Genomic DNA, 21,871 nt, shown 5'->3' on the forward strand with positions numbered 1-21,871 from the left:
TATAAATCTTCCTTTTATAAAAATAATGTCAAAAAAAAGCCCATTCAATTTCGGGGGGAAGAATGGGCTGACGATATAGCATTGTCGGATGCTAATCGAAAAAATAATGAACGGGACATTAAAATCTTACAATTTAAGTTTTACTAATTAAAATCAATTTATAAAAACTCATTTCCCTCTTGTAACTCCATTACATCTTGCTCCTCAACACTCAATGAAATATGCAAACCTAATGCAGCAACAGAATTATGAAGAAAATCATTTTCCATGATATCTAAATAAAAATGGCTTTCTCTACTCAGCTCCTCATAGAGCCATGCAAGATCATTTTTATGATCTTCCATATAACTCTGTTTAAAACCATTCAGTTCGCCATCAATTTCTTTCCGAAGCATTCGAATAAAATGTTGACGCGATATCTGATTATTTACAGTATAAAAAAAATGAGAGTTTTCACCCATTCCTTTATGAAAAATCATTTCGTAGATCTTCATCATGTACACCCACTACTTATTCGTAGAGTTTTCCATAGCTCAATAGGTTGATGAAAATTTTTTCATTCGAAGTTCGTGTATATTTTTTATCATCAACTTTATAACATTTCAAAGTTAAGTATTTAATTACATTTAATTAAATACACAACCAGTATAAGCTAAATGCATAATTATCATTAAATTACATATTAAAGTCGACTTATCACCAATATTCGCTTTAATTAATATTTACTGTATTGCACCAAGCAAAAAATATGTTAATCTACAAAAAAAAATAAAACCAATTGTAATTTAAACAAAAAAATATTTTATTTATCTATATTCTAGATCAACGATAGGTAAAACACAAAATAATAGATTATTTTTATATTTTATGAGAAGTTAATCAAATAAAATCAAAACCAATTAACCGAATTAAATTTTATAAATAAAAAATTATTCAAAAATGAAAATCAAACAAAAACATAATATTTATTATGTGATAGTTATTTTTATAAAAACACAGATGCACAATCAATCCATTTTTAAATAAAAATCATCAAAAATTTATATTTAAAAATAAAAAATTAAAATCCAAATTTACTTTAAAACTCTTATAAAAATGATGACTTTTTATTTCACTTATAAACATTTAAAAACAAAAAAAATACATAGCCAAGTTGAATTAAAATAATCATGTAGAGTGAATTATATTAGCATTAAAAGCTCCACTCCCCTCTGGAAGATAGCTAGAATGAGAGCGCTTTTATGTTGATTTATGACTTTAAAAAGGACTTATGAAATAAGTCTATTATCAATAAATTTATTATTAAAATCAATTTATAAAATTTACACTCCCTTATATTTAAAATATGCAATTCTATAGACACAAAGATTATTATGTTTACAAAACACGGAATTAAAACATTACTTTTCTCCATTAGTCTAGTAATTATGAATTTAAATACTGCAAATTCAATGGAAATTTTAAGCAATAAAGAGTTATCCGCTGAAACTGGGCAATCACTTTTCAATCTTCAGCATATCGCACCAAACGAATTTAATAACCCAAATCAAAATATTGGCTTTTACCGACTCGGTATGCAAGTGAACATGGATTTGAATGCCAATATAAAAACTTTGCAACTTGGTTGTGATGGAATGAAAGGTGTTGGATGCGATATTGATCTATCTAATGTTAGCTTAACTGGCGTAAATCCAATCAATGAAAATTTTGCAGCCACAGATGCAGTAATTAATAATCCTTATTTAGAGTTCGCTATCAAAAACTCTAATTCTGCCGCTCTTCGTGAAGTTGTAGGTTTGCGCCTTGGGGCCGAGTCTGTGTTGGGATTATTATCAATTGGTTCGAATCCAAATTCAGAAACTGTAACAGATGATTTTGGAATCGAAACAATCACTGGTGACTTAAACATCAGTGTCACTGATTCCCAATTAAGTAATGGATGTGTAAGACTTTTAATTTGCTTACCTTTTACTGGAACCTTAGCTCCCTACAATACATCTATAAATGTAAATCGAGCAAAAACAATCGATCTCAAAGGCTTACAAGCAACAACTACATCTGTTATAGGTTTTCCAGTTGGTTTAACCCTCAATAATATTAATGTGCTTAATCAACCATTAAATACTGTGCATAGATTATTACTTGCAAAAGATAAAAATGGTGTGATTCCTACCAGTGACTTTTATTTATCTTTACAATCAATTCCAATTACATGGCAGAAATTGAGTACTCAAAACTTTAATAATCCACAAGCCCAATCTGGATGGTGGATATCATTACCCAATGTACAAATAAGCAATTTAGATATCAAACAACAAGTAGAAGTTTCAGCTGGGGATGTTATTGGAGGCTTATTATTTAGCCAACCGATCAACATTAATCCTTTAGATTTAGGACAAAAACCAGCGCAAAATTGCTATGGATCTCTGAAATTTTGTTAATAAATAAATATTGACTATATTTTTACTATGGACTTTCTATATTTGTTTGGACTTAGCCCAGTTACCCTTTTAAAGTAACGGTTAAAAGCACTTTGTTCAGAAAAAGCTAACAATTCAGATATTTCTGTCAAAGATAAAAGTTTATCTTCCATATACATTTTAGCTAACTCTAATCTAATCCGATCTAACATACTTTGAAAATTTAAGTCTTGTTCGATTAATCTATTTTGCAACGTTGATTTAGACATTGCCATTTCTCGAGCTACAAAATCTAAAGTTGGTTTACCCTTTTCAATCCCGCGACCTAGGACTTTTTGAAACTTAAAGACAAAGTCATTCTCACTTGTTTTGGTATTGATATTTATTGATTTAAGATAAGCATCCGCTTGCCTGTCTAATAGTTCTATAAAATATATATTATTTAAATCAATTGGTATATTTAAGCTACAAATATTAAAACTGACTGCACCAACTTCTGATTTAAAAATTACTGGGCATCTATAGAAATCACTATAAATTTTAGAATTTTTAGGCTGACTTCCTGGGAGATGAATAGAAATAGGCTGTAAAAGAGTATGTTCATTGGTAATTTGTTGCAACATCTTGATAAAACAACTTATTCCTAATTCGTAGCCAACTCTGAGAATTTCTAAAAGATCATCATGATTTTTAAAAGGTTCAAATAATGGAATATCCCAAGTGATTGTAACAATTTCATTCTGCTCAACGATATCAATTAAAAATCCATCCCACATCAATGCATAGTATTTTTTAAATTGTAGAATCGCCTGATTAAGATTTTGACAAGGTAAGATTAAGTAACCTAACAATCCTGAATATGCTGGTTGAAAAAACTCGGCTATTTTTATTCCAAGACCTGATTCTGGACATTTATCTTGTATTAAACGTAAACACAATCCTAATTCTAGGATGGAAACTCTATCATCAACTTTCCAGCTTTTAAGATACGAGATACTTAGAGGCACATCTAAATGATTAGCTAAAATAAAGTCACGAAACATTCCAGCAATAGAACCATTAATAGTCGGATTATTTTTGCTCATAAGATATCGTAGGAGTTTTTTGAATTATAACATCGTAAAATGATAATTTATGTTGGATAACAATTACAGTAAAAATAAGATTATTCATTAAACTATTCTTTTAACATCGCATTATTCATAAGTGCGTATCCATTTGCTCCAATTTTACTCTCAAAAAATTTCTTAACTTTTCCTGTTGAGGCAATTCGTACATAAGCTTTACCGAGTAATATTGCAAAACTATCTTTTTTCGGTGAACGTGATAACCCAGCTAAGTCACAAATTTCTTTTGGTGTTAATGCAACAACGATTGTTTTCAATACGGGGTAAAATTTAAGTACAAGGTTTATAGCTTTGTCATTAGTATCAATCGTAGAAGGATCTAATAAAGTATTGATAATCGCTCTAGTCTGTTGGGTAATAACTGCTTTTGAATTAGTGAGTTGAATATATTGACTAAATTCTTCACGTGTTTCAGGAAGTCTTGTTATATTTTTGAGGCTTTCTAAATTATAACCATGATTCAATGCGCTTTCTTTTACTGTCTCAATACTTAAATCAGGATAAACGTCTTTTAAACATTCAAGATATCTAACACTTTCCTTAAAATATTGATTTTCTTCTTCTAGTGACAGTCTCCCTACTAGTTTCTCGTAAGCATAATATACAGAATGCCATGTTATGAGATGTGTCCCCACGACTAGAAGGGGATCGTGAGCACTATAACGTTTACCTGTTAAGGGGATACTTCCTTTGACATGGGAATGCAATTTAAAAAGTCTAAGATTCGCTTTTTTAACAGTTTCAGTATCACCGAATATTACCGTTAAAAAATATGACATTGTACGACTTAGCCGACCTACTGGATCAGATTTATATGTTGCCCTATCTGCTAAAGCTGCCGCAGCATCAATACTTCCCAAAACCTCTATATAAAAAGATCGAGTAAGACCAATAAATGCCGCTGGGTGTGACCAGACTTTCCATGTTATAGAGTAAGGGCCAAACAACCCATGATCTTTTATTAAATTAGTATCTATATCCATTTGAAAATGTATATTTGAATCTGGCATGTAGTAATCCTTTCATAGAGCTAATTAAAAATGATGATCAACCAACTCAAGTTAAAGTAACTCTTCATTAACCAATAATCTTGACCATAAAAAAGGAAGTTTTGACTTTTAATGCAATTTTGAATTTTCCTAAGTGTTAAAGTTAGGGCTCATAGAAGGTTTGTTTATATTTTTTTAGAACAAAATTTATGTCTACAATGATCATAATGGAAGCTTAAGCCAAGATCACAAGATTATGATTTTTATAGAGGAAATTAAAATCTACTTAAGTTAAGCAACATCAGTGATCTCTAACAATTGAAATCATCTTCTGAACTATTCATGAATGTACAGTAAGAAAACTTTATTGATATGTAAATCACACTGATGTTGGTTTTAAGCAAAATATTTTTGAAAAATTAAAATAAGACTAGTGCTCACTTTAGTAATTCAAATTCACCATAAGTAATGCCAATGCTGCTGGAACTGCTTGTATATAAATAATTTTCTTACTTGCTGTTAGACCACCATAAATTCCAGCAACCAATACACAGCCTAAAAAGAAATTCGCTAACGATAAGGCATAAATTGTAGGTGCACATAAAGACCAAAATAAGCCAGCTGCTAAAAAGCCATTATATAAACCTTGATTTTGTGCCATGACTTTAGTGAGTTGTGCTTTTTCAGGCGTATTCCCAAATGCTTTTAAACCGTATGGTTTGTCCCATAAGAACATCTCTAAAACTAAAATATACACATGTAGTAGTGCAATTAAGGCAATTAAAATTTGTCCAATCATCGCTTTTTTCCTTATTTTAAAAACGCTGATAGATCAGTCTTGCAACTGATCTATGTCAAATACCTTTATGGTTTTAATAACACTTTGCCTTGACGTGCACCTTGGGTTGCTTTAGCAGCAGCTTGTTGAATTTGATCAAAACTAAATACGCCTTCAACAGGCAATACTAATTTTTTCTGAGCAGCTAAAGTCACCAACTCTACAATTAACTCTTTTTTTCGTTCCGCAGACAATTGTTTATTGACTACACTTGCCCAGAAGCCTTTAACTGTCGCTTGTTTAAAAATAAGATCGCCTGATGAAATTTGCATCAGTTCACCCGTCATACTACCAAATGATACCAAAACACTATTTTCACTAAGTAAGGCCAACATTTCACCACTAGCTTTACCGCCAATCGAATCTACCCCAGCGATTAAAGGTTGATCTGCATGTATCGCTTTTACTTGATCTTTCCAATCCGCTTGATCAGTCGCCACTACATTTTGAATACCTAAGCCATTCATTTCTGCAATCGCATCACTACGGCGAACCAAATGAATAACTTTTTGACCGCGAGCATGCGCAATCATTGCAACAGTTTTACCCACAGCACCATTGGCTGTATTTTGGATAAGCCACTGATCTTGTTTTAAATCAATGAAATCTAACAGCATCAGTGCACTAATCGGCATACCAATCAATTGAGCAGCAGTTTCATCATCTATTGCATCAATTAAAGGCACGACACCATGCGCAGGTGCAATAAAGTATTCAGCCCAACTGCCGTGAACTGCTGCAACTGCAACACGTTGCCCGACAGATACCGCATCAACACCTTCCCCGACTGCATCAATCACACCAACGGCTTCACTTCCTCCGATCGCAGGAAGTGTTGGTTTATAACCATAATTGCCTCTCACCGTCCAAATGTCATGGTTATGCATCGGAGATAAAATCATTTTAATACGCACTTCACCTGCTTTAGGCTCGGGTTTTGGCATTTCTGCTGCTGCTAATACGTCGACAGGTTCGCCAAAAACTTGATGAATAATACTTTTCATTTGTTGTTCCTATATAGGTTTTAGTAATTGCTGTGTGGTTTCTAAAGCCAGATAAAGTGGCTGTTTGTTCTGTGCTAGTTTCGCCAATAAAGCTGCGCCTAACCAGAGTTGATACATGGTTTGTGCCATTTTCTCAGGCTCAATATGTTGTGGAATTGAGCCATCCTGTTGCCCGTCACTAAGTAAATTTGCAATGCGTTCTGTCAGCTTGGTTACACCAAAATTTAAAATCTGACGCATATCTTCCGATAAGTCAGAGACCTCTGCGGCAAGTTTTACAATCAGACAATTCTCAGCCCAGCCACCATCGTTATGACATGGATCATCAATCCATGCTTGCCAAAGCGCAACTAAACGCGCATATGCACTCCGCTCTTCTTGTAGAATCAATTGATCGATTTTCACTTTATAATCAGCAAGATATTGCTGTAAAAGTGCACAACCAAATGCTTCTTTGGAAGCGAAGTAATAATAGAACGAACCTTTGGGTACACCGCAAGTCGTTAAAATTTCCTGTAAGCCGACTCCAACAAAACCTTTATGTAATACCAGCTTAAAACTGGTATTTAAGATATGTTGGCGAGTCGCTTCACTTTTATCTGATCGTTTCATGTACACACTATAAATCAATAATAGACCAGTCGTCTATAAATTTATAAAAAATTTAATTCAGAAAATTTGCTGCGGTTTTAAGTGCTTTTTAGCGCTAGAATGAGAGATTGTTGGATAAAGCTGAATACATTTAATTCTAAATCATGGATTTGGATGGGATAAGGCTAAGTCGTGTTTTATACAAAATAAACTGAGCTTTAAAAAATTAAAAGTTATTAAAAAACAATGCTGTAATTCTGTAAATTTAAGAAAAACCTAATATTTTTATATTTTCTGATCATTTGATAATAGCTTCTGTTGAACGTATTTATCCAATCAATATTAAAATGAATTAAATAGGCGCTCCTGAGCAGATGACCTATTTAATTCTAATGACACGTTTAGATTAAAAATTATAACTTGCCATGATGTTTAAACGGTTATCTTCACCTTTTTTTCCATTAAAGGTTTCGCGTTCACCATATACATATTCAATCCCTAAAGTAACAGGTGTATATGGCTTATACATTGTGTTTATCCATCCTTGCCATAAAGATTTATTCTGAGTTGAGTTTTCATAGTTTAAACGTGCAAACTCATTATTATCTTTTGCAAGCATATAACCATAACCAATTGTAGAACGCAGTTGTGGGGTAAAGGTATGTGTTAAACCAAAGGTAATGCTATCAAATTCATTACTATGCATTTTTTGATTGCCATCGATGGCATAACCATTATTTGACCAAAGTACATAACGTCCATCACCTTTTACATGGTAATAGTCACCCTTCAACATATTTTTCTCAGTAAACTGATATTGAACACCTAAGCCAAGCCCCCAAGCCATATTGTCATCGGCATTGGTTTTCTTCTCTGCAACAAAAGTTCTCGCTGAAATTACCCCTGCTTTATCTGCAAACTGATGGTTTATACGAGCAGCCAGCGCAGGTAAACGAATTTTAGCATCGGGCTCGGTATGTCCCATATATTTTTGATCCTCGATACTGACGGCATAGGTCGTCTCAGTACCTAAACGATCACTATAACGAAGCAATGGTGTTCGTAATAACGCTCCTCCCACATAACCCAGTGCATCCACTGTTTCAGGCATAAACTCTATGGGTGAAACGAAGGTTGACCATGCTTGCCCAATTAACCATTTGTCAAAAGTTAAATAAGCATGGCGAATACGAAACTGATCTCGAGTCGCACCACCGACAAAATCCATTTCAATTTTACCGCCCACCGCGCCTATGTCTGTTGGTGTTTTAAAATCTAAACCAATCCGAGTTACACTCGATGTTGATTTAAAGCGATTTTCTTGTTGACGAGCTTCTGGTGTATTTTCAATTGGTACAACATTGATATTATTAAACATCGTATCTGAACCAGCCGATTGATAGGTTGCATCCAAACGAATCAAACCATATAAATTAAGTTCAGTTCCTGATTTTAAAAGATTGATTTTGCTTGGCAATATTGCTTTATCAATATTCGTTTGTGGCTCAATATTGGCAGGATTTTTTTCACTATTTTGTCCCTCCTTGCTATTACTGGTTGTCGCATACGCTGGCGATAACATTAATATTGCGCTACTTGCCCATAGCAGATTTTTAATAAAGAAATATATTGTTTTCATAAGAATTCCCTTCTTGATTTATTCATAAATTTGATCAACTCCAACATCTTTAAGACATTGAAATTATTTCAAATCTATATTTTTTTATAAGTAGCTGCACTTTGGCTGGCAGCGGTGGGTAAATTGCCAAACTTCCAAAAAACGAGGATTGCAATTAATGCCAAAATTACAGGTATGGTCACTGTTAAAAATAGATTTGGCGTTGGCCAATTGAGACGAATCAATTCGGCACCCAATACAGGACCTAAAATTGACCCTAGCCGCCCAACACCCAATGCCCAACCAATTCCTGTTGAGCGGACTGAAGTTGGGTAAAACACTGCACCTAATGCATTCAATGCAGTTTGTGCTCCGAGTATACAGAAACCTGCTGCTCCTATCACTAAAAATGCCATAGACAGTGTTGTCGCTGACTGCCCAATCATGGCAATGGCTATCGCAGCACCGATAAAAGTCAAACTCAATGTCCAACCAAAACCACGACGATCAACAAACCAACCTAAAATCAAATTGCCCAGTAGACCTCCTATCCAAAATACAGCCCCTGCCAACACTGCTTTTGAACCCGCATGACCCGCTTCAGTCATCAACACAGGGAGCCAATTTGCCAAGAAATAAGCAGCTAATAAATTCATAAAATTGACCACCCATAGCATGAGTGTCCCAAGTGCTAAATTGTCCTTAAATAGTTGGGCAATAGGTGCACCCTCTTCGCCGATTCCCTCACAACAAATTTGCTCTCAGTGCCAGCGGGTTCAACATAGCCCAAACGAGTCGCCCAAGTTTTCAACACATCAGGTTTACGATTTTTCAGGGTTAAAAAAGGCAATGATTCTGGCAACTTAAGCAACATACTTACGGCGAGGATCAATGGAGCAATTGCGCCTGTTAAAAAGATCGAATGCCATCCCCAAATTGGAATAATGGCAGCAGCAAGTACGCCCCCCAAAACACCGCCAAGAATAAAACCTGAAGAAATAATCATCATCAGGGTGACGCGGAAACGAGTTGGGCTATATTCTCCTGCTAAAGTGACACAATTCGGAATGATCGCCCCCATACAAATCCCCGTTATAAAGCGGTAACTCACCAATGCTTGAACGGACTCAGCCATCATGGTGACTGCCATACATACGGATAAGGCAAACATAGCGCCAATTAATACAGGTCGACGCCCGAACTTATCGGCAAAAGGGGCAAGAAATAATGCACCAAATGCCATCCCAATCAGTCCAGCACCAAAAACTGAACCTAAATCTGCTTTTGCAATTCCCCAATCTTGGATAATTGCAGGGGCAACATAGCCCATTGCTTGTACATCAAAGCCATCAACGACCATACATAAAGCGCATAACAGCAACACCCATATCTGATGCTTGGTCAGCTTACTTTGGTCTATTAAGTCCGTTATATTGATGATATTCATCTATCTCTCCTTGTATTTTTTATCGTTATTGCATGCCGTCTTCCCAGACAGTGGTATAAATCTTTAAAATAAAAGCATCCCTAAGCACTATTGTTTTCAATAGTACTTTTTATATTTCAAAGCCTTATATTTTGATCAACACAATGATCATTTAGCCTTTAGCCAACAATGCACCTGCATGTGGAACAACAGGCACAATTCCTAATTCATCCATCATTTTTCGTACTGTACATACAGCAGTTGATAGGGTTGGTATCCCTAGCATGTCTTCAATTTTCTGAATCACAGCTAAGGATGGCATTTGTACACATGCCGAAGCGATCACCACATCAGCACCTTGTGTATTTAAATGCTTAACATCTTCTAATAACAACATCGGATCACGTCGCCCCACCTCCAAATTATCTGGGATCTCAAAGCAAATAGAATCAATCACTTCAATTCCTTCATGCTCGATATATTGCACCACCAGATCAGTTAAAGGTCGCATATAAGGTGCCATTAATGACACTTTCTTTGCGCCCAATTTTTTTAAACCATCGACCAATGCTCCAGCCGAAGTCATTACTGGGGCTAAACAATGGTTTGCCCGAACAACTTCTGTTAAGGCTTTTTCAGTTTCCCGATGGTAGCCTGCACCCATTGCCATAATGGCCACCAAACATGCTGTACTCATCACATCCACACGCGCATCTGCAAGCTCTGCGGCACAACGTAAACTTTCTGCATTCATTACAAGCAGTTCTTCTTTGGTCACTCGGTGCATCCGCATACGGCTGGAGTGAAAAGTAAATTTTTCATCTGGATAGAATTCTTCTCTCATACGGAACATCGCTGGAATTTCAGTTTCCATCGTGGTATTCGAACTAGGGACGATTTGTCCTATCCGATAATTTGTCTTGCTCATTTCTAAATCCTTTTATCAATCATTAAAATCTGGATGCAGACGTTCGTATGCTGCAATAAACTGTGGATCGCGTTGCTTTAAATCCTGATGGCTGACTTTGCCTGTACGGCGCATATAGTCATAAGTAAAACTGATCGGATCTAAATCTAACCGAGTCGCAACATTTTCATACCAGTCAAGACTTTTAGCTGCGGCTGTCTGAAACGAGGAAGAGGCATGACGACGTTGCTGTTCAAACAGTTGAAAAGCTAAGACAAGATCATCTGGAGTCTTGACGATCGCTTCATGTAATGCAATTGCATCTTGCATCGCCATACGTGTGCCAGATCCCAAAGAAAAATGAACAGTTCTTAACGCATCGCCAAGCAATACAATATTTTTATATGTCCAACACTGATTCTTAACAATATTGGCTTCAAACCATAAGGAACGGTTCGTAAGTAATTCATTGCCGCCTAAATCACGCGCAAAAACTTTGGCACAGAAATCTCGACTTTCATCTTCATTCATTTGGTCCAAACCGCAGGCTTTCCATGTTTCTGGGTCAACTTCAACCAAGAACGTACTCAGTTCTGAACTATATTGATAAGCATGCGCAATAAAGACACCAGCATCATGATATGGACGGAAAATCAGCGATACGGGATGGAAACGTTGCCGAGTGCCATACCAGACAAATTTATTACGACGTAGTTCAAATTGTGGCTGAAAGTGGGCTTGATATTGTTTACGAATCGCACTATTGCCACCATCTGCTGCAACCACGAGATCAACCTGTTGAGATAAAGTTTCGATATCTAGCATTTGATGTTCATACTGAATCTCAATACCAATCGCTTCACATGCAGCATTCAATGTATTTAACATATCAATTCGTGAAGTACGGGAAAAATGATTGCCATGTACTTGTACGCGACTGTCTTGATGTACGATTTCCATATAGTCACAGCATTCATGATGATCTGTGAATTCTTTAAAAAATTCCGGATCAGCATCTTCTAAAAAGGCCAAGCCAATATCAGAAAACACCACGCCCCAACCATAAGTTGCACCACGGCGGTTTTGCTCATAGACGGTAATTTCATGCTGAGGATTATTCTTTTTAGCCAATAATGAGAAATATAATCCCGCTGGGCCAGCTCCGATCACTGCAATTTTCATAACTGGATTTCCTACGCCAAATTTTGGAATAAACACTGACTTTGATAATGTTCTAAAGCCAAACGAAATGTAGATGGGATATCAATCGAACGCCGCTCATCAACAGCAATACAGACAGGTGTAAGTTTTGAAATAAAAATTATATTTTGATCTAAAGTCCGCCCTGTAATATTCAAAACATAAGTACGGCTATGAATCTCTTCAACCATAACGGTCAGATCAAAGATTTCATCTGGTTTTAATGAACGCTTAAAATCAAAGCTCAATCCTCGAGTTGGGGTTCCAAAACCATGTGCTGACTTTGCCTTTTGCGAGTATTCACCCAGTAAAATTTCATAAAACCATTCCGCAGCCGAAACCACATAGTCTGAAAATACACCTGTAAAAACCACACCGGCTGGATCACATTCCAACCACCGTACACGGCGACGAATCACCACTGGCAGCGTACTGATCACCTGTTCATTACATTGCATCATAGGCACCTCTCGCTCTGGCCTGCTCTTCATGTAATTTTTCGGTGATGATCCGTTTTAGTTCAGGCTTATTCAGCTTACCAACATTGGTCAGAGGAAATTCAGCTATGATTTCAATACGCTCAGGGCACTTATATTTGGCAAGCCCCTGATCAATCAGAAATGCTGCCAACGCTGCGACGTTTGGCACAGTACAATTGAGATTCGCAATAATAAAAATGCAGCCCTTTTCACCATATATTGGATCAGGCATTGCCACTAATTTAGCGTCGGCAACTGATGGGTGTTTACAGATGAATGCCTCCACCTCCTCACAGCCAATCTTTTCACCACCTCGATTGACATTGTCACGTAACCGACCTTCAAAGGTATAACAAATGACACCACCCTCTATTTGATGCGCAGTCATCATGTCACCGGTACGATAAAAACCCGCTTGGGTAAAAGCACTGGCATTAATATCAGATGCATTGTAAAAACCAGGTAACGTGGCAGGTCCTTTAAAACATAATTCGCCCATTTCACCCAATTTGACTTGTTGTTCTGATTCAGGATCGAGTAGACAAAATTCATCTTCAGGGCAACCCGAAACACCTTGGGAATGATGTCTTTGAAATATAGGCGCCTCAGCACCCGAGCCCAATAACAATCCTTCAGTAATGCCATATAAATTGGAACACGGCACCCCTAAATGCTGCTCTAACATATCGGCACGGCACATGGTACAAAACAGCTTTAAAGAAGATAAATCATGTTGTTGAATGGCTTGATATGCCATCAGCTGTGGTGCAATTGGACCAATCGAAAGCGCATGGGTAACTTTATGTATTTCAATCAGTTGCAACATACGTTTAATATCGACCTTTGGCATAATGACCGCTGAAATACCAAAGCTAATCACCGATACCAAGGCATAAATTGTTCCAGCATTATGTACAATCGGTAAAGACCAAATCACCCTACTGTCTGTATCAATCCCATAGGTACGCATCCAACCTAAACTATGGCCCTGATATTCAGCATGAAAACGTGGAATAATTTTTGGAATGCCTGTTGTACCGCCTGATAACTGAAAACTGAGTACATCTTCTGCACCTAGCTGCACATCTTGCATCTTTAGTTTTGCTGTTTCTAAATCTATTGTGGCAATCAGATCATTGAGATGAGTCAAACCCTCGTCTTGTCCACGAATCACAATCAACTTTTCAAGACTTTCCGATTGCTCCAGCATAGATTGGGCAAATGCCACCAAATCAAAATTAGGACTAAAATCAGCTTGTACGAAGTAAGCCTTTGCCGCACTTTTCTCTACCAATTGTCGAATTTCAACTTCACGATGCTGAGGTAAAGAGCACACGGGGATAATGCCTGTTTTAAAACAGGCGACTAAAACCAGAATGGTCTCAATATTCGTCCCCAGCTGAAAAATTGCCCGATCCCCTGTTTCCAAGCCATGATTGAGTAATGCTGCGCCCAATCTTTCTGTCAGATGATCCAGTTCCTGAAAAGTTAAATTGCGCTCATCACTGATAAAGGCCAATTTATCTGGATAACGTTGTGCAATTTTCCTTAGTGAATTTCCAAGCGTGTCATTAATCCACGCACCACTTTCAATCCATTTTTTAGCATTTTCAGCTGGATGATAAATAACACCTTGTATTGGGTTGAGTATCCTACTCATCTTGTTCTCCCTATTTTTATGCGATCTTTTCCTGATCTAAACGGTTAACTCACAATTTGAGTGACTCCATGGCTGGTACTAAACGGACTTGATCTCGATCATAACTTTCGATACGACCATGGATACCACCTGTAAATAGCCCCCACCAAACAGCGGGTTTTAATCCCAACGCTTTGCGGCGAAACTCAATAGGCGCATTGGATCGAATAATGTGATAGACAGGATGATCTGAGCTGACGGTACAACCTGCTTGCGTTTCAGCACTGCGTACCAAGGCAGAAAACTCCTCAACTTTTGGTACATAAATCTCAAGCTTTGCTTGAGGTACCTGTTCAATAAACATGCCCTTTTTATGCCATATCTGGTCAATCTTAGTGATGCGTTGTCCACGCAACTTGGCTTCTTCCTCCGCAGCAATTGCGGCTGCTAAAGTCAGTGCAGCATCATCAGCATCCACTTGAACCAGTGGTCTTAATTTACGCGTAAACTCAATGAAGTAACCATTTGGATCACGCACATAAATTGACTCAATCACTTCATGTGTGGTTTCAGCAGAAACCGTTAAACCTCTAGATTCCAGATGTTGTTTCCATGCTTTTAATTCATCTGGGTTTTCTACTAACCAAGCCGTATGCGTTGCATCAAACACATGATCTTCGGGTAATGGTGCAGCATTGTCTCTGCCCTGCATTTGTTCTGGTGCGTCACTACCAAGATAGTAGAAAAATGCAATCGTGCTGCCATGACCACTATCAAAGAAAAAGTGTAAAAAATCTGGATGTGTAGCAGGTCCCCAGCCTCGGGCTGAAATCACATGAATGAGGGGCAAGCCTAAAATATCTCGATAAAACTCGACCGTTTCTTTTAACTTCCATGTCGGTCTAGCAGTATGGTCTACACCACAAAGCACCAATTTTGATGGAGAAGCGGTTTTCATCATAAAACTCCTCAACGTGTCTCGTTGAATATCAATTTGGAAAAGTACGCTTAAGCCAAACAGCAATCTGCCGTCCTGCTTCCAAACGCCCAGGTTCATCTTCGGGATTTAAGGCACGACCGTGATGATCTCCTGCAATACATAAATGTTGTTTATCTTGTGTCGGTAGGGCTTGAAAAACGTGCTGAACTTCTTCGGGAAAGCAAGCTTGATCACCTGTATATTCAATCACCAAAATCGGTTGATGCAGGGAGGAAATGGTTTTTTCTAAGGTTGCATTGGAAGATAAACCTGACCATGTAGACAGCCAGCTTTCAGGGGTACATTGCCGAGCAAAACCCACAGCACCATAATTTGAAGTAAATGGATCGCTTCCCCACAAAGACCCAAATTTACGCAAAGATGGATCAAGTGACAGATCAAAACAACGTAAATCGGCATCTGTACGCCACACATTAAAAATCGGAGTATGTGCAGCTAATCGGCGATCTTCTATCGTTGCTGATGTTCCTGCTATTTTGACTCGCTTACGAGCTTCAAGTCGGCGGTTAATTAATTCATGAGCATACGCATCTAAACGGGCGACCCGTGCTTTTTGTGCAGCACGATAGCGTGCAATAAATTCAGCACGATAATGGGTATTTTGTTTTCCTTTATAACCATTCTCTGGATTGAGCGGGTCCAAAGATGGATCGACAAGCAAAGCATTGTTTTCATCAATAACCGATGGATCAATACAATTTAAAAGTAATGCGCCTTGACCTGGATGAGGACCGACAAAAATTAAACCATCTACTGTCGGCATATCGAGTTGTTCAAGTTTTGTAGGTCGCCCTCCTGGCGTATGCTTAATTCTTTGTTCTGGGGACAAACTAGACTGTTGAACATAAAAAGAAAATAGCCCAACACCACCAGAGTTTCCTAACAAGATAATTCGCTGAAATCCTTGTTCCTTTAAAAAATGCAATCCAGCAGCGACATCGTGTAATGCCAATTCATGTTCAAGACGTAAATCATTGCCGACAGAGCGTGGAAACTGCGACCATGCAGCATAACCCGCCTCAACAACATCTGGGATTAAATAGTGACACGCCATAAATTCACGTGGATGCATAATACAAACAACCGTATCAGTTCCTTGTGCTGGCATATATAACGAACCACCTGTAGCGGCTTGGTCTGCTGTGCGCAATACCACATTACGCGTCACTGTACCCGTAGGGATATCTCTTGGATTCCAATCCGTATTTAAAAATCCAGCAATCGCTTGTACGGTACTTTTTGTTGAATTCATCATGAATCGCTTACCTACATTCCTGTATTGATTTAATCTAGAACAAACTGACATATATGTCAAATATTTTACATAATAGTAAAATAGCTAGAAATATCACAGAACCAAGCATTAAATTGACAAAGAAATTTGAAAAATAAAATAGTAAAAACAATAGATTATAATTTTTATAAAAATATTAGACGCCTATTTTATTACTGTAAAAATTTTTACATATCTGTAAATTTATAAAAAATAAAAATATAAAATGGTTAAATTTAAAAAATTCTTAAGTTTTTATATCTAAGAGAGATAGATCTTATTGAGGCAATATTTTCTTAGTTCTATCAGTATTTATTGCAAGAAATCATTTAAGCCTGAATCCTTTCTCTCGTAAAAGTGAGTTTTGTTTTTTTGAATTTTTTTAAATTTGTTTTGTGAAGCTCAATTATATGGGCTCGATAAAACACACAGAATTATAGGTAAAATGAGCGCTATCTAAGCTCTATACAACCTAGAAAAACCGACAAATCACCGACTTCTGCAGTTTTGAATATGAACCGTATCTTTTTATTCTATAAAGTAAAAATTATAGAGTGAAATCAATATCTCACTAAATTTTCATCAAAATTAACGTTCTATATTTATGGCAATTGGCTCTCTAAAATATCTAATTGATCTCTAAGAATTTGCAAACTCTCTCGTGGAGAAGTCGAACGAAATTCTGATTGTTGTTGCTTTAACACTGAACGAAGTGCCAATTCTGCAATTTGCTGTGCGATTTGACTGGCTTCTTGAGCATCGCCTTCAAACCACCATGCCGTCCAATTACACATACCAATCATTGAAAAAGCAGCCATATGAGCATTTGCTACTTGGAAAACCCCCGCATTTATCCCCATTTTAATCACATGTACAAAATTTGATAGCACTGATTTTCTTGAAATTTCAGCAGTCGCTCTACCCTTTTCAGATAAACTACTCTCACTACGTTCTACCACTCTAAACTGTATAGGATGGGTGAGTATTAACATCGCATGTTTGATAATAAGCTCTCGAAGTAATTCTTCTGGTGCGAGATCATTCCGATCTAAGATATTCTTGGTTAGATTACTTGCTTCACGCGTAATTTCATCCGTCAGTGCTTCTAGAATTGATTCTTTATTTGGAAAATAGTAATAAATTGCAGGACGTGTAACAGCTAGTAATTCAGCAATATCATGCATACTGGTACCACCGAATCCTTTTTCGATAAACAACTTAGATGCTGCTTTTAAAATAGATTCTCTTTGCATTTCATTACGTCCATTATGACGGCTCTTCATCGGTTTTGGCTTATCGAACATAAAACTACGTGAAACCTGATCAATTATTAGAATTGTAGTTTACTTATATTTCGTTATTTGTGTTAATTTTTACTTTAAGCATAAAAGGCATAACCCTAGTACTCGCCAAAGGTGTAGGCATTGCGCTTATCCCTTCAATTGTATTCGCTCTTTAAAGTATAAAACGATAGCCAATGACCAAGAAAATTCATCCAGCTAAAATCTAAAAAAACGCTAAACGAACATTAAAATAAGTTTTAATAATTGTGTCTTGTCCTGAAAATGGCTGAAAATATCAGCCATCCTTCGATTGATTTAAAATTTTGCGCGTAAGGTGAGCGTCGCATTTCGAGGATTACCAAAGCGAATAGTTCCATCACTATAAATTTGTGAATAATATTCTTTGTCAAAAATATTATTGATATTTAATGCAATATTCACTTTATCACTTAGTGGATAGCTCGCCACCAAGTTAGCAATCGTATATCCAGGCTGACTATAAGGATGTTCGCTATAGCGACCCACTTTCCAAGTACTTTGATAATTTGCACCACCGCCTAGGATTAAATTATTAGCAAATTTATAGGTCGCAAATAAACGTGCAATATGTTCAGGCGTATCCTCATTAAAAACCAAACCTTGATTTGTAGGGTCGTTCGCATATTCCGTAGTATTGTATGTGTAGCCAAAACTCAAGTTAAGGTTGGGTATAATTTCACCACGAATCTCAGTTTCAATCCCTTTACTGATCACCTCACCCGATGCAACATTACAATAAGCCTCACCACCGTTAAATGGGCATTGGCCTTTGGTGCTTTCATCTCGTATTGAGCGATTAATTTGGTTGGTTTTAAATCCTGCAACTGATGCAATTAAACGATCATCCCAAAGCCCTGCTTTTAACCCAATTTCATAAACATTACCCTGTACTGGATCAAGTAATGTCTCATTACGATCTTTGACATTTTGCACAACAAAGGTATCGGTATAACTCGCGTATGCAGTCAATGCCTCATTGATATCGTAAGTAAGCCCAAAGTATGGTGTTAAAATATTTGATTTCTTATATTCATTGACACTTTCATAATTGCTTTGGCGCACACCTGCAATAACTTTGAACGGATCAATAATATTTAAACGAGTGGTGAGGTAGTATCCTGTCTGGCGTACCTGATCAGCGCTGGTATTTTGATAACGTGGTGCGATATAAGGTAACTGATAAGGACTGTAATTTTTAATATTGACGTATAAATAGTCACGTGTCGGTGTTTCACCTCCGCCAACTAAACTATAATCTTCAAGCACTTGGTCCCAACTTGTCCAAGCCCCAGTAATATTACTTTTACTGTGATTTGCACCAAATACCAAGTCATGCTCACGACCGAATAATTGATATGTCCCTTTTGCAAAAAAATCATAAATATCTAATTTTTGCTCATAGTTATATCCGTACTTATAAACAGTTGCTAAAGCATTATCAGCACTTGTGGTTTTTGGAGCTACGCTCAATGAAGTAAATGCCATATCCATGGCATAGTTTGCCTTCATATAGCTGGCTTTTACTTCCCATCCATTATTAAATTTATGGCTTATATCTAAGAAAGCTTGTGTATTGGTTTTATCCCAAAAATCTCTGTAATCACAACCACAGTTGGAATTATCGATGCCTATTTTGGTTCCATTGAAATAGTTAGGAATTGTATTGACGGGAACAGCATGTTCACCTTGGCGTGAATATCCAATATTCAATAGCGTATTTTCAGTTAAATCACTGCTCACGATTCCATACAAAACATTAGAATCACGAGTAACAGATTTCATAAATGAATCACCATCTTGACCTGCCACCACTAAACGACCACGCACACTTCCAGATTGATTTAATGGACCAGACATATCCATTTCTCCACGTACAGTGTTCCATGAACCATAACTGACAGCGCCACTCGCCTGAAAAACTTCTGTTGGCTTTTTACGAATAAGATTAATTGCACCAGACGGTTCTCCTGAACCTTGCATTAACCCTGCTGCCCCTCGTAATACTTCAATACTTTCAATTGTTGCCATATCTGGTTTAGAAGAGGTGACATTACTTGCATTTACAGCAACACCATCATATTGCAATATATTTGAATTCCAGCCATCTCCAACATTAAAGCCTCGGATAGAAAAGTTGGTCCTCTCCGTATTATCCCCTGTTAGCAAAATCCCTGTTGTATTTAAAAGTGCATCACCCAAATTTGTCGCACCCATATCTTCGATTTGTTTGCGGGTAATCACTGAAACCGATTGTGGGGTTTCTTTTATACTCAAATCGAGTTTAGTCGATGTACTGGCATTCTTTTTAGTGTAGTTATTTTCTGAATTGTTTTCTGCTGTGACAACGATCATGGGTAAAGCATTTGTTTGTTCTGTTGTTGCTTCTGTCGCAGCATAAGCTGTCCCAATCCAACAACTATAAAGTGCAAGATAAATTGCACTTTTAGCAAAGATTCGATTTTGAGAAATCCATTTATTCACGAAACAAAACTCTTAATCTAAATAAAAATCATTATCGTTATATTTCACATAAAAACAACATATATCTCTACATTCCTCCATTATTTTCTAATTCAAATTCGTTTTGTTAAACAAAGCTATGAAATGAAAAGCCTTTCAATCTGAAAGGCTAAGACGAAGATTTCTCGATGATATTACTGAATAAACTTTAACATGGCCTGATGTGTATCCCTCACCTCAGCGTAAATCATGTCACCATATTTATTTGATAATTACCTCAAAAAATGAATATAAACAAATTATTATTAATACTTTTCAAGCAAACCAATAACCCCAGTTGCGATCATATCAATTGCAATTGTGCCGATTAACAAGGCAGATAAACGTCCAACAATATCAAAATAGCGATCAATATATTTTGCATGGCTATAACGTAAATGGTCATGCCCATACTTCATGATCATTAAAATGCCACAGCTAATAAATAAGGTAAAAGCAATCAGCACAGCGGATTCGAGTAAAGACATACTCGCTCCTGTTACGACAGCCGCACTGATTGTGCCAGGGCCAATCATAAATGGCATCGCCATGGTACTGGCCAAATGCGCAGGTGTTCCTCTCATTTCTCCAATGGTATCTGCGCCTTGAAATACAAAGCGATAGCCAATCACTAAGAATATTAATCCGCCAAAAATCTGAAATGACTCAAAACGAACATTTAAATAAGTACTAAAAATGGCTTCACCACCCCATGCAAAAAGCATAAAAACCACATAAGCAATCAAGGCACCTTGGGCTAAACCTTTATTGAATACATGGGTTTCAGTATGGCGAATCATCCCGATCATATAGATACTCATTAAAAACGGATTGAGTAATGAGAAAAACAAAACAAATGGATGGATATAATTTGAAAACATAATGGCTTTCCATAAAACAAAATCAGGAAACAAAATCAAAAAAAGGGCTTACTTTGCTAAAATTGTACTTCTCAACAAGGGGATACTTTGTCTAACTAATCATTAAAATTGTAAATTTTATTAAGATTCAGTCGCTTATTTTTACAAAAAATATAATCAGGACTTACACAAACGGGGTTCAGCAACGAGTCAAGGACTTGCATATATGAAACGAATAGAGATATTCAATAATTTTCAATGTCCATTTATAAATGGAATTTTTCTGCACAATGGAGAAATATTTGTTCTCGATTATAGAAACAAGAATAACGCAACTGTGGATATCGTAAGGAAATTAAATTTCTTTGATGACGAAGTGAAGAAAGCGGATCTTATTGATTTTGATTATATGGGGCAGATTAGTTATGCAGACTATCAGATAAGATATGGTGAGGGTAGTTTTGGTGGGGATGGTGTGGTCGGTCTGTTTTTAAAAAATGAGTTAGTGTGGTTTTTGTTTTTGGAGAATAGTAACCCTTTTTGTAAGACGATTATTAAAGACCATATTGTTTTTGTTCAAAGTACCAATGGAGTGATATTCTCAATTCCAATCGATAATCCTCAGCTATTACAGGTTGTCAAAAATCCGGATTTTTTATAATTCGACTGTATAAGTAGA

20 protein-coding genes are annotated in these 21,871 nt (G+C 36.7%); 2 read left to right on the plus strand and 18 right to left on the minus strand.

From position 1 onward, the window contains the following. Nucleotides 1-158: 158 nt before the first annotated feature. A complete protein-coding gene (locus AC07WY_RS16325; RefSeq protein WP_419334710.1) occupies nt 159-497 on the minus strand; it encodes a hypothetical protein in 339 nt (112 codons plus the stop codon). An 876-nt stretch (nt 498-1,373) separates the two neighbouring features. On the opposite strand from AC07WY_RS16325, the gene AC07WY_RS16330 reads away from it, so the two are divergent. Further along, nucleotides 1,374-2,441: a hypothetical protein gene (locus AC07WY_RS16330; RefSeq protein ID WP_494736729.1), complete on the plus strand. Its 1,068-nt coding sequence runs from the start codon at nt 1,374-1,376 to the stop codon at nt 2,439-2,441. Nucleotides 2,442-2,455: 14 nt separating this feature from the next. Here AC07WY_RS16330 and AC07WY_RS16335 read toward each other — a convergent pair whose 3' ends face one another. From AC07WY_RS16335 to AC07WY_RS16415, 17 genes are all read right to left on the minus strand, one after another. Next, on the minus strand, nt 2,456-3,505 hold the full coding sequence (locus tag AC07WY_RS16335) for an AraC family transcriptional regulator (protein ID WP_494736730.1): 1,050 nt from the start codon (nt 3,503-3,505) through the stop codon (nt 2,456-2,458). 92 nt (nt 3,506-3,597) lie between these two features. Continuing rightward, nucleotides 3,598-4,557 carry an oxygenase MpaB family protein gene (locus AC07WY_RS16340; RefSeq protein WP_494736731.1) on the minus strand — a complete coding sequence of 320 codons (960 nt, stop codon included), beginning with the start codon at nt 4,555-4,557 and terminating at the stop codon, nt 3,598-3,600. A gap of 421 nt (nt 4,558-4,978) precedes the next feature. After that, nucleotides 4,979-5,335, minus strand: a complete 357-nt coding sequence (locus AC07WY_RS16345) for a DUF1304 domain-containing protein (RefSeq protein WP_262085353.1) — start codon at nt 5,333-5,335, stop codon at nt 4,979-4,981. A 65-nt stretch (nt 5,336-5,400) separates the two neighbouring features. Then, nucleotides 5,401-6,378, minus strand: a complete 978-nt coding sequence (locus AC07WY_RS16350) for a zinc-binding dehydrogenase (protein WP_494736732.1) — start codon at nt 6,376-6,378, stop codon at nt 5,401-5,403. 9 nt (nt 6,379-6,387) lie between these two features. Continuing rightward, a complete protein-coding gene (locus AC07WY_RS16355) occupies nt 6,388-6,990 on the minus strand; it encodes a TetR/AcrR family transcriptional regulator (RefSeq protein WP_096733492.1) in 603 nt (200 codons plus the stop codon). Nucleotides 6,991-7,375: 385 nt separating this feature from the next. After that, nucleotides 7,376-8,608, minus strand: coding sequence for a DcaP family trimeric outer membrane transporter (locus AC07WY_RS16360; protein ID WP_494736733.1), 1,233 nt, complete (start codon nt 8,606-8,608; stop codon nt 7,376-7,378). A 74-nt stretch (nt 8,609-8,682) separates the two neighbouring features. Beyond that, complete coding sequence (locus AC07WY_RS16365) at nt 8,683-9,243, minus strand: MFS transporter (protein WP_494736734.1); 561 nt, start codon at nt 9,241-9,243, stop codon at nt 8,683-8,685. 35 nt (nt 9,244-9,278) lie between these two features. Beyond that, complete coding sequence (locus AC07WY_RS16370; RefSeq protein ID WP_494736735.1) at nt 9,279-10,034, minus strand: MFS transporter; 756 nt, start codon at nt 10,032-10,034, stop codon at nt 9,279-9,281. Between the two features lie 151 nt (nt 10,035-10,185). Continuing rightward, nucleotides 10,186-10,941 (minus strand): maleate cis-trans isomerase family protein, encoded by a 756-nt coding sequence (locus tag AC07WY_RS16375; protein WP_494736736.1) that lies wholly within the window; start codon nt 10,939-10,941, stop codon nt 10,186-10,188. 15 nt (nt 10,942-10,956) lie between these two features. Beyond that, entirely contained in the window at nt 10,957-12,102 is a 1,146-nt protein-coding gene (locus AC07WY_RS16380; RefSeq protein WP_494736737.1) for an FAD-dependent monooxygenase, read from the minus strand. A gap of 11 nt (nt 12,103-12,113) precedes the next feature. After that, nucleotides 12,114-12,578, minus strand: coding sequence for an acyl-CoA thioesterase (locus AC07WY_RS16385; protein WP_494736738.1), 465 nt, complete (start codon nt 12,576-12,578; stop codon nt 12,114-12,116). Beyond that, nucleotides 12,568-14,259, minus strand: a complete 1,692-nt coding sequence (locus AC07WY_RS16390) for an AMP-binding protein (RefSeq protein WP_494736739.1) — start codon at nt 14,257-14,259, stop codon at nt 12,568-12,570. The genes AC07WY_RS16385 and AC07WY_RS16390 overlap by 11 nt, the downstream gene beginning before the upstream one ends. A 49-nt stretch (nt 14,260-14,308) precedes the next feature. Further along, on the minus strand, nt 14,309-15,196 hold the full coding sequence (locus AC07WY_RS16395; protein ID WP_494736740.1) for a VOC family protein: 888 nt from the start codon (nt 15,194-15,196) through the stop codon (nt 14,309-14,311). Nucleotides 15,197-15,227: 31 nt separating this feature from the next. Further along, nucleotides 15,228-16,493 carry an alpha/beta fold hydrolase gene (locus tag AC07WY_RS16400; protein WP_494736741.1) on the minus strand — a complete coding sequence of 422 codons (1,266 nt, stop codon included), beginning with the start codon at nt 16,491-16,493 and terminating at the stop codon, nt 15,228-15,230. Nucleotides 16,494-17,113: 620 nt separating this feature from the next. Further along, nucleotides 17,114-17,815 carry a TetR/AcrR family transcriptional regulator gene (locus AC07WY_RS16405; protein WP_494736742.1) on the minus strand — a complete coding sequence of 234 codons (702 nt, stop codon included), beginning with the start codon at nt 17,813-17,815 and terminating at the stop codon, nt 17,114-17,116. 294 nt (nt 17,816-18,109) lie between these two features. After that, on the minus strand, nt 18,110-20,314 hold the full coding sequence (locus AC07WY_RS16410) for a TonB-dependent siderophore receptor (protein ID WP_494736743.1): 2,205 nt from the start codon (nt 20,312-20,314) through the stop codon (nt 18,110-18,112). Between the two features lie 284 nt (nt 20,315-20,598). Then, the gene (locus AC07WY_RS16415) at nt 20,599-21,213 is read right to left on the minus strand and encodes a MarC family protein (protein ID WP_034615920.1); all 615 of its coding nucleotides are present in this window, start codon (nt 21,211-21,213) and stop codon (nt 20,599-20,601) included. A gap of 205 nt (nt 21,214-21,418) precedes the next feature. Here AC07WY_RS16415 and AC07WY_RS16420 point away from each other — a divergent pair, with 205 nt between their 5' ends. Beyond that, nucleotides 21,419-21,853 (plus strand): hypothetical protein, encoded by a 435-nt coding sequence (locus AC07WY_RS16420; protein WP_262085348.1) that lies wholly within the window; start codon nt 21,419-21,421, stop codon nt 21,851-21,853. Nucleotides 21,854-21,871 lie beyond the last annotated feature (18 nt).

It is taken from the genome of Acinetobacter sp. GW821-FHT01C12 (assembly GCF_059422625.1).

Excerpts from the sequence above, each read along its gene's own strand:
- AC07WY_RS16325 (WP_419334710.1), bottom strand. The coding sequence starts at position 497 with ATGATGAAGATCTACGAAATGATTTTTCATAAAGGAATGGGTGAAAAC.
- AC07WY_RS16330 (WP_494736729.1), top strand. The coding sequence starts at position 1,374 with ATGTTTACAAAACACGGAATTAAAACATTACTTTTCTCCATTAGTCTA.
- AC07WY_RS16335 (WP_494736730.1), bottom strand. The coding sequence starts at position 3,505 with ATGAGCAAAAATAATCCGACTATTAATGGTTCTATTGCTGGAATGTTT.
- AC07WY_RS16340 (WP_494736731.1), bottom strand. The coding sequence starts at position 4,557 with ATGCCAGATTCAAATATACATTTTCAAATGGATATAGATACTAATTTA.
- AC07WY_RS16345 (WP_262085353.1), bottom strand. The coding sequence starts at position 5,335 with ATGATTGGACAAATTTTAATTGCCTTAATTGCACTACTACATGTGTAT.
- AC07WY_RS16350 (WP_494736732.1), bottom strand. The coding sequence starts at position 6,378 with ATGAAAAGTATTATTCATCAAGTTTTTGGCGAACCTGTCGACGTATTA.
- AC07WY_RS16355 (WP_096733492.1), bottom strand. The coding sequence starts at position 6,990 with ATGAAACGATCAGATAAAAGTGAAGCGACTCGCCAACATATCTTAAAT.
- AC07WY_RS16360 (WP_494736733.1), bottom strand. The coding sequence starts at position 8,608 with ATGAAAACAATATATTTCTTTATTAAAAATCTGCTATGGGCAAGTAGC.
- AC07WY_RS16365 (WP_494736734.1), bottom strand. The coding sequence starts at position 9,243 with ATGAATTTATTAGCTGCTTATTTCTTGGCAAATTGGCTCCCTGTGTTG.
- AC07WY_RS16370 (WP_494736735.1), bottom strand. The coding sequence starts at position 10,034 with ATGAATATCATCAATATAACGGACTTAATAGACCAAAGTAAGCTGACC.
- AC07WY_RS16375 (WP_494736736.1), bottom strand. The coding sequence starts at position 10,941 with ATGAGCAAGACAAATTATCGGATAGGACAAATCGTCCCTAGTTCGAAT.
- AC07WY_RS16380 (WP_494736737.1), bottom strand. The coding sequence starts at position 12,102 with ATGAAAATTGCAGTGATCGGAGCTGGCCCAGCGGGATTATATTTCTCA.
- AC07WY_RS16385 (WP_494736738.1), bottom strand. The coding sequence starts at position 12,578 with ATGCAATGTAATGAACAGGTGATCAGTACGCTGCCAGTGGTGATTCGT.
- AC07WY_RS16390 (WP_494736739.1), bottom strand. The coding sequence starts at position 14,259 with ATGAGTAGGATACTCAACCCAATACAAGGTGTTATTTATCATCCAGCT.
- AC07WY_RS16395 (WP_494736740.1), bottom strand. The coding sequence starts at position 15,196 with ATGAAAACCGCTTCTCCATCAAAATTGGTGCTTTGTGGTGTAGACCAT.
- AC07WY_RS16400 (WP_494736741.1), bottom strand. The coding sequence starts at position 16,493 with ATGATGAATTCAACAAAAAGTACCGTACAAGCGATTGCTGGATTTTTA.
- AC07WY_RS16405 (WP_494736742.1), bottom strand. The coding sequence starts at position 17,815 with ATGTTCGATAAGCCAAAACCGATGAAGAGCCGTCATAATGGACGTAAT.
- AC07WY_RS16415 (WP_034615920.1), bottom strand. The coding sequence starts at position 21,213 with ATGTTTTCAAATTATATCCATCCATTTGTTTTGTTTTTCTCATTACTC.
- AC07WY_RS16420 (WP_262085348.1), top strand. The coding sequence starts at position 21,419 with ATGAAACGAATAGAGATATTCAATAATTTTCAATGTCCATTTATAAAT.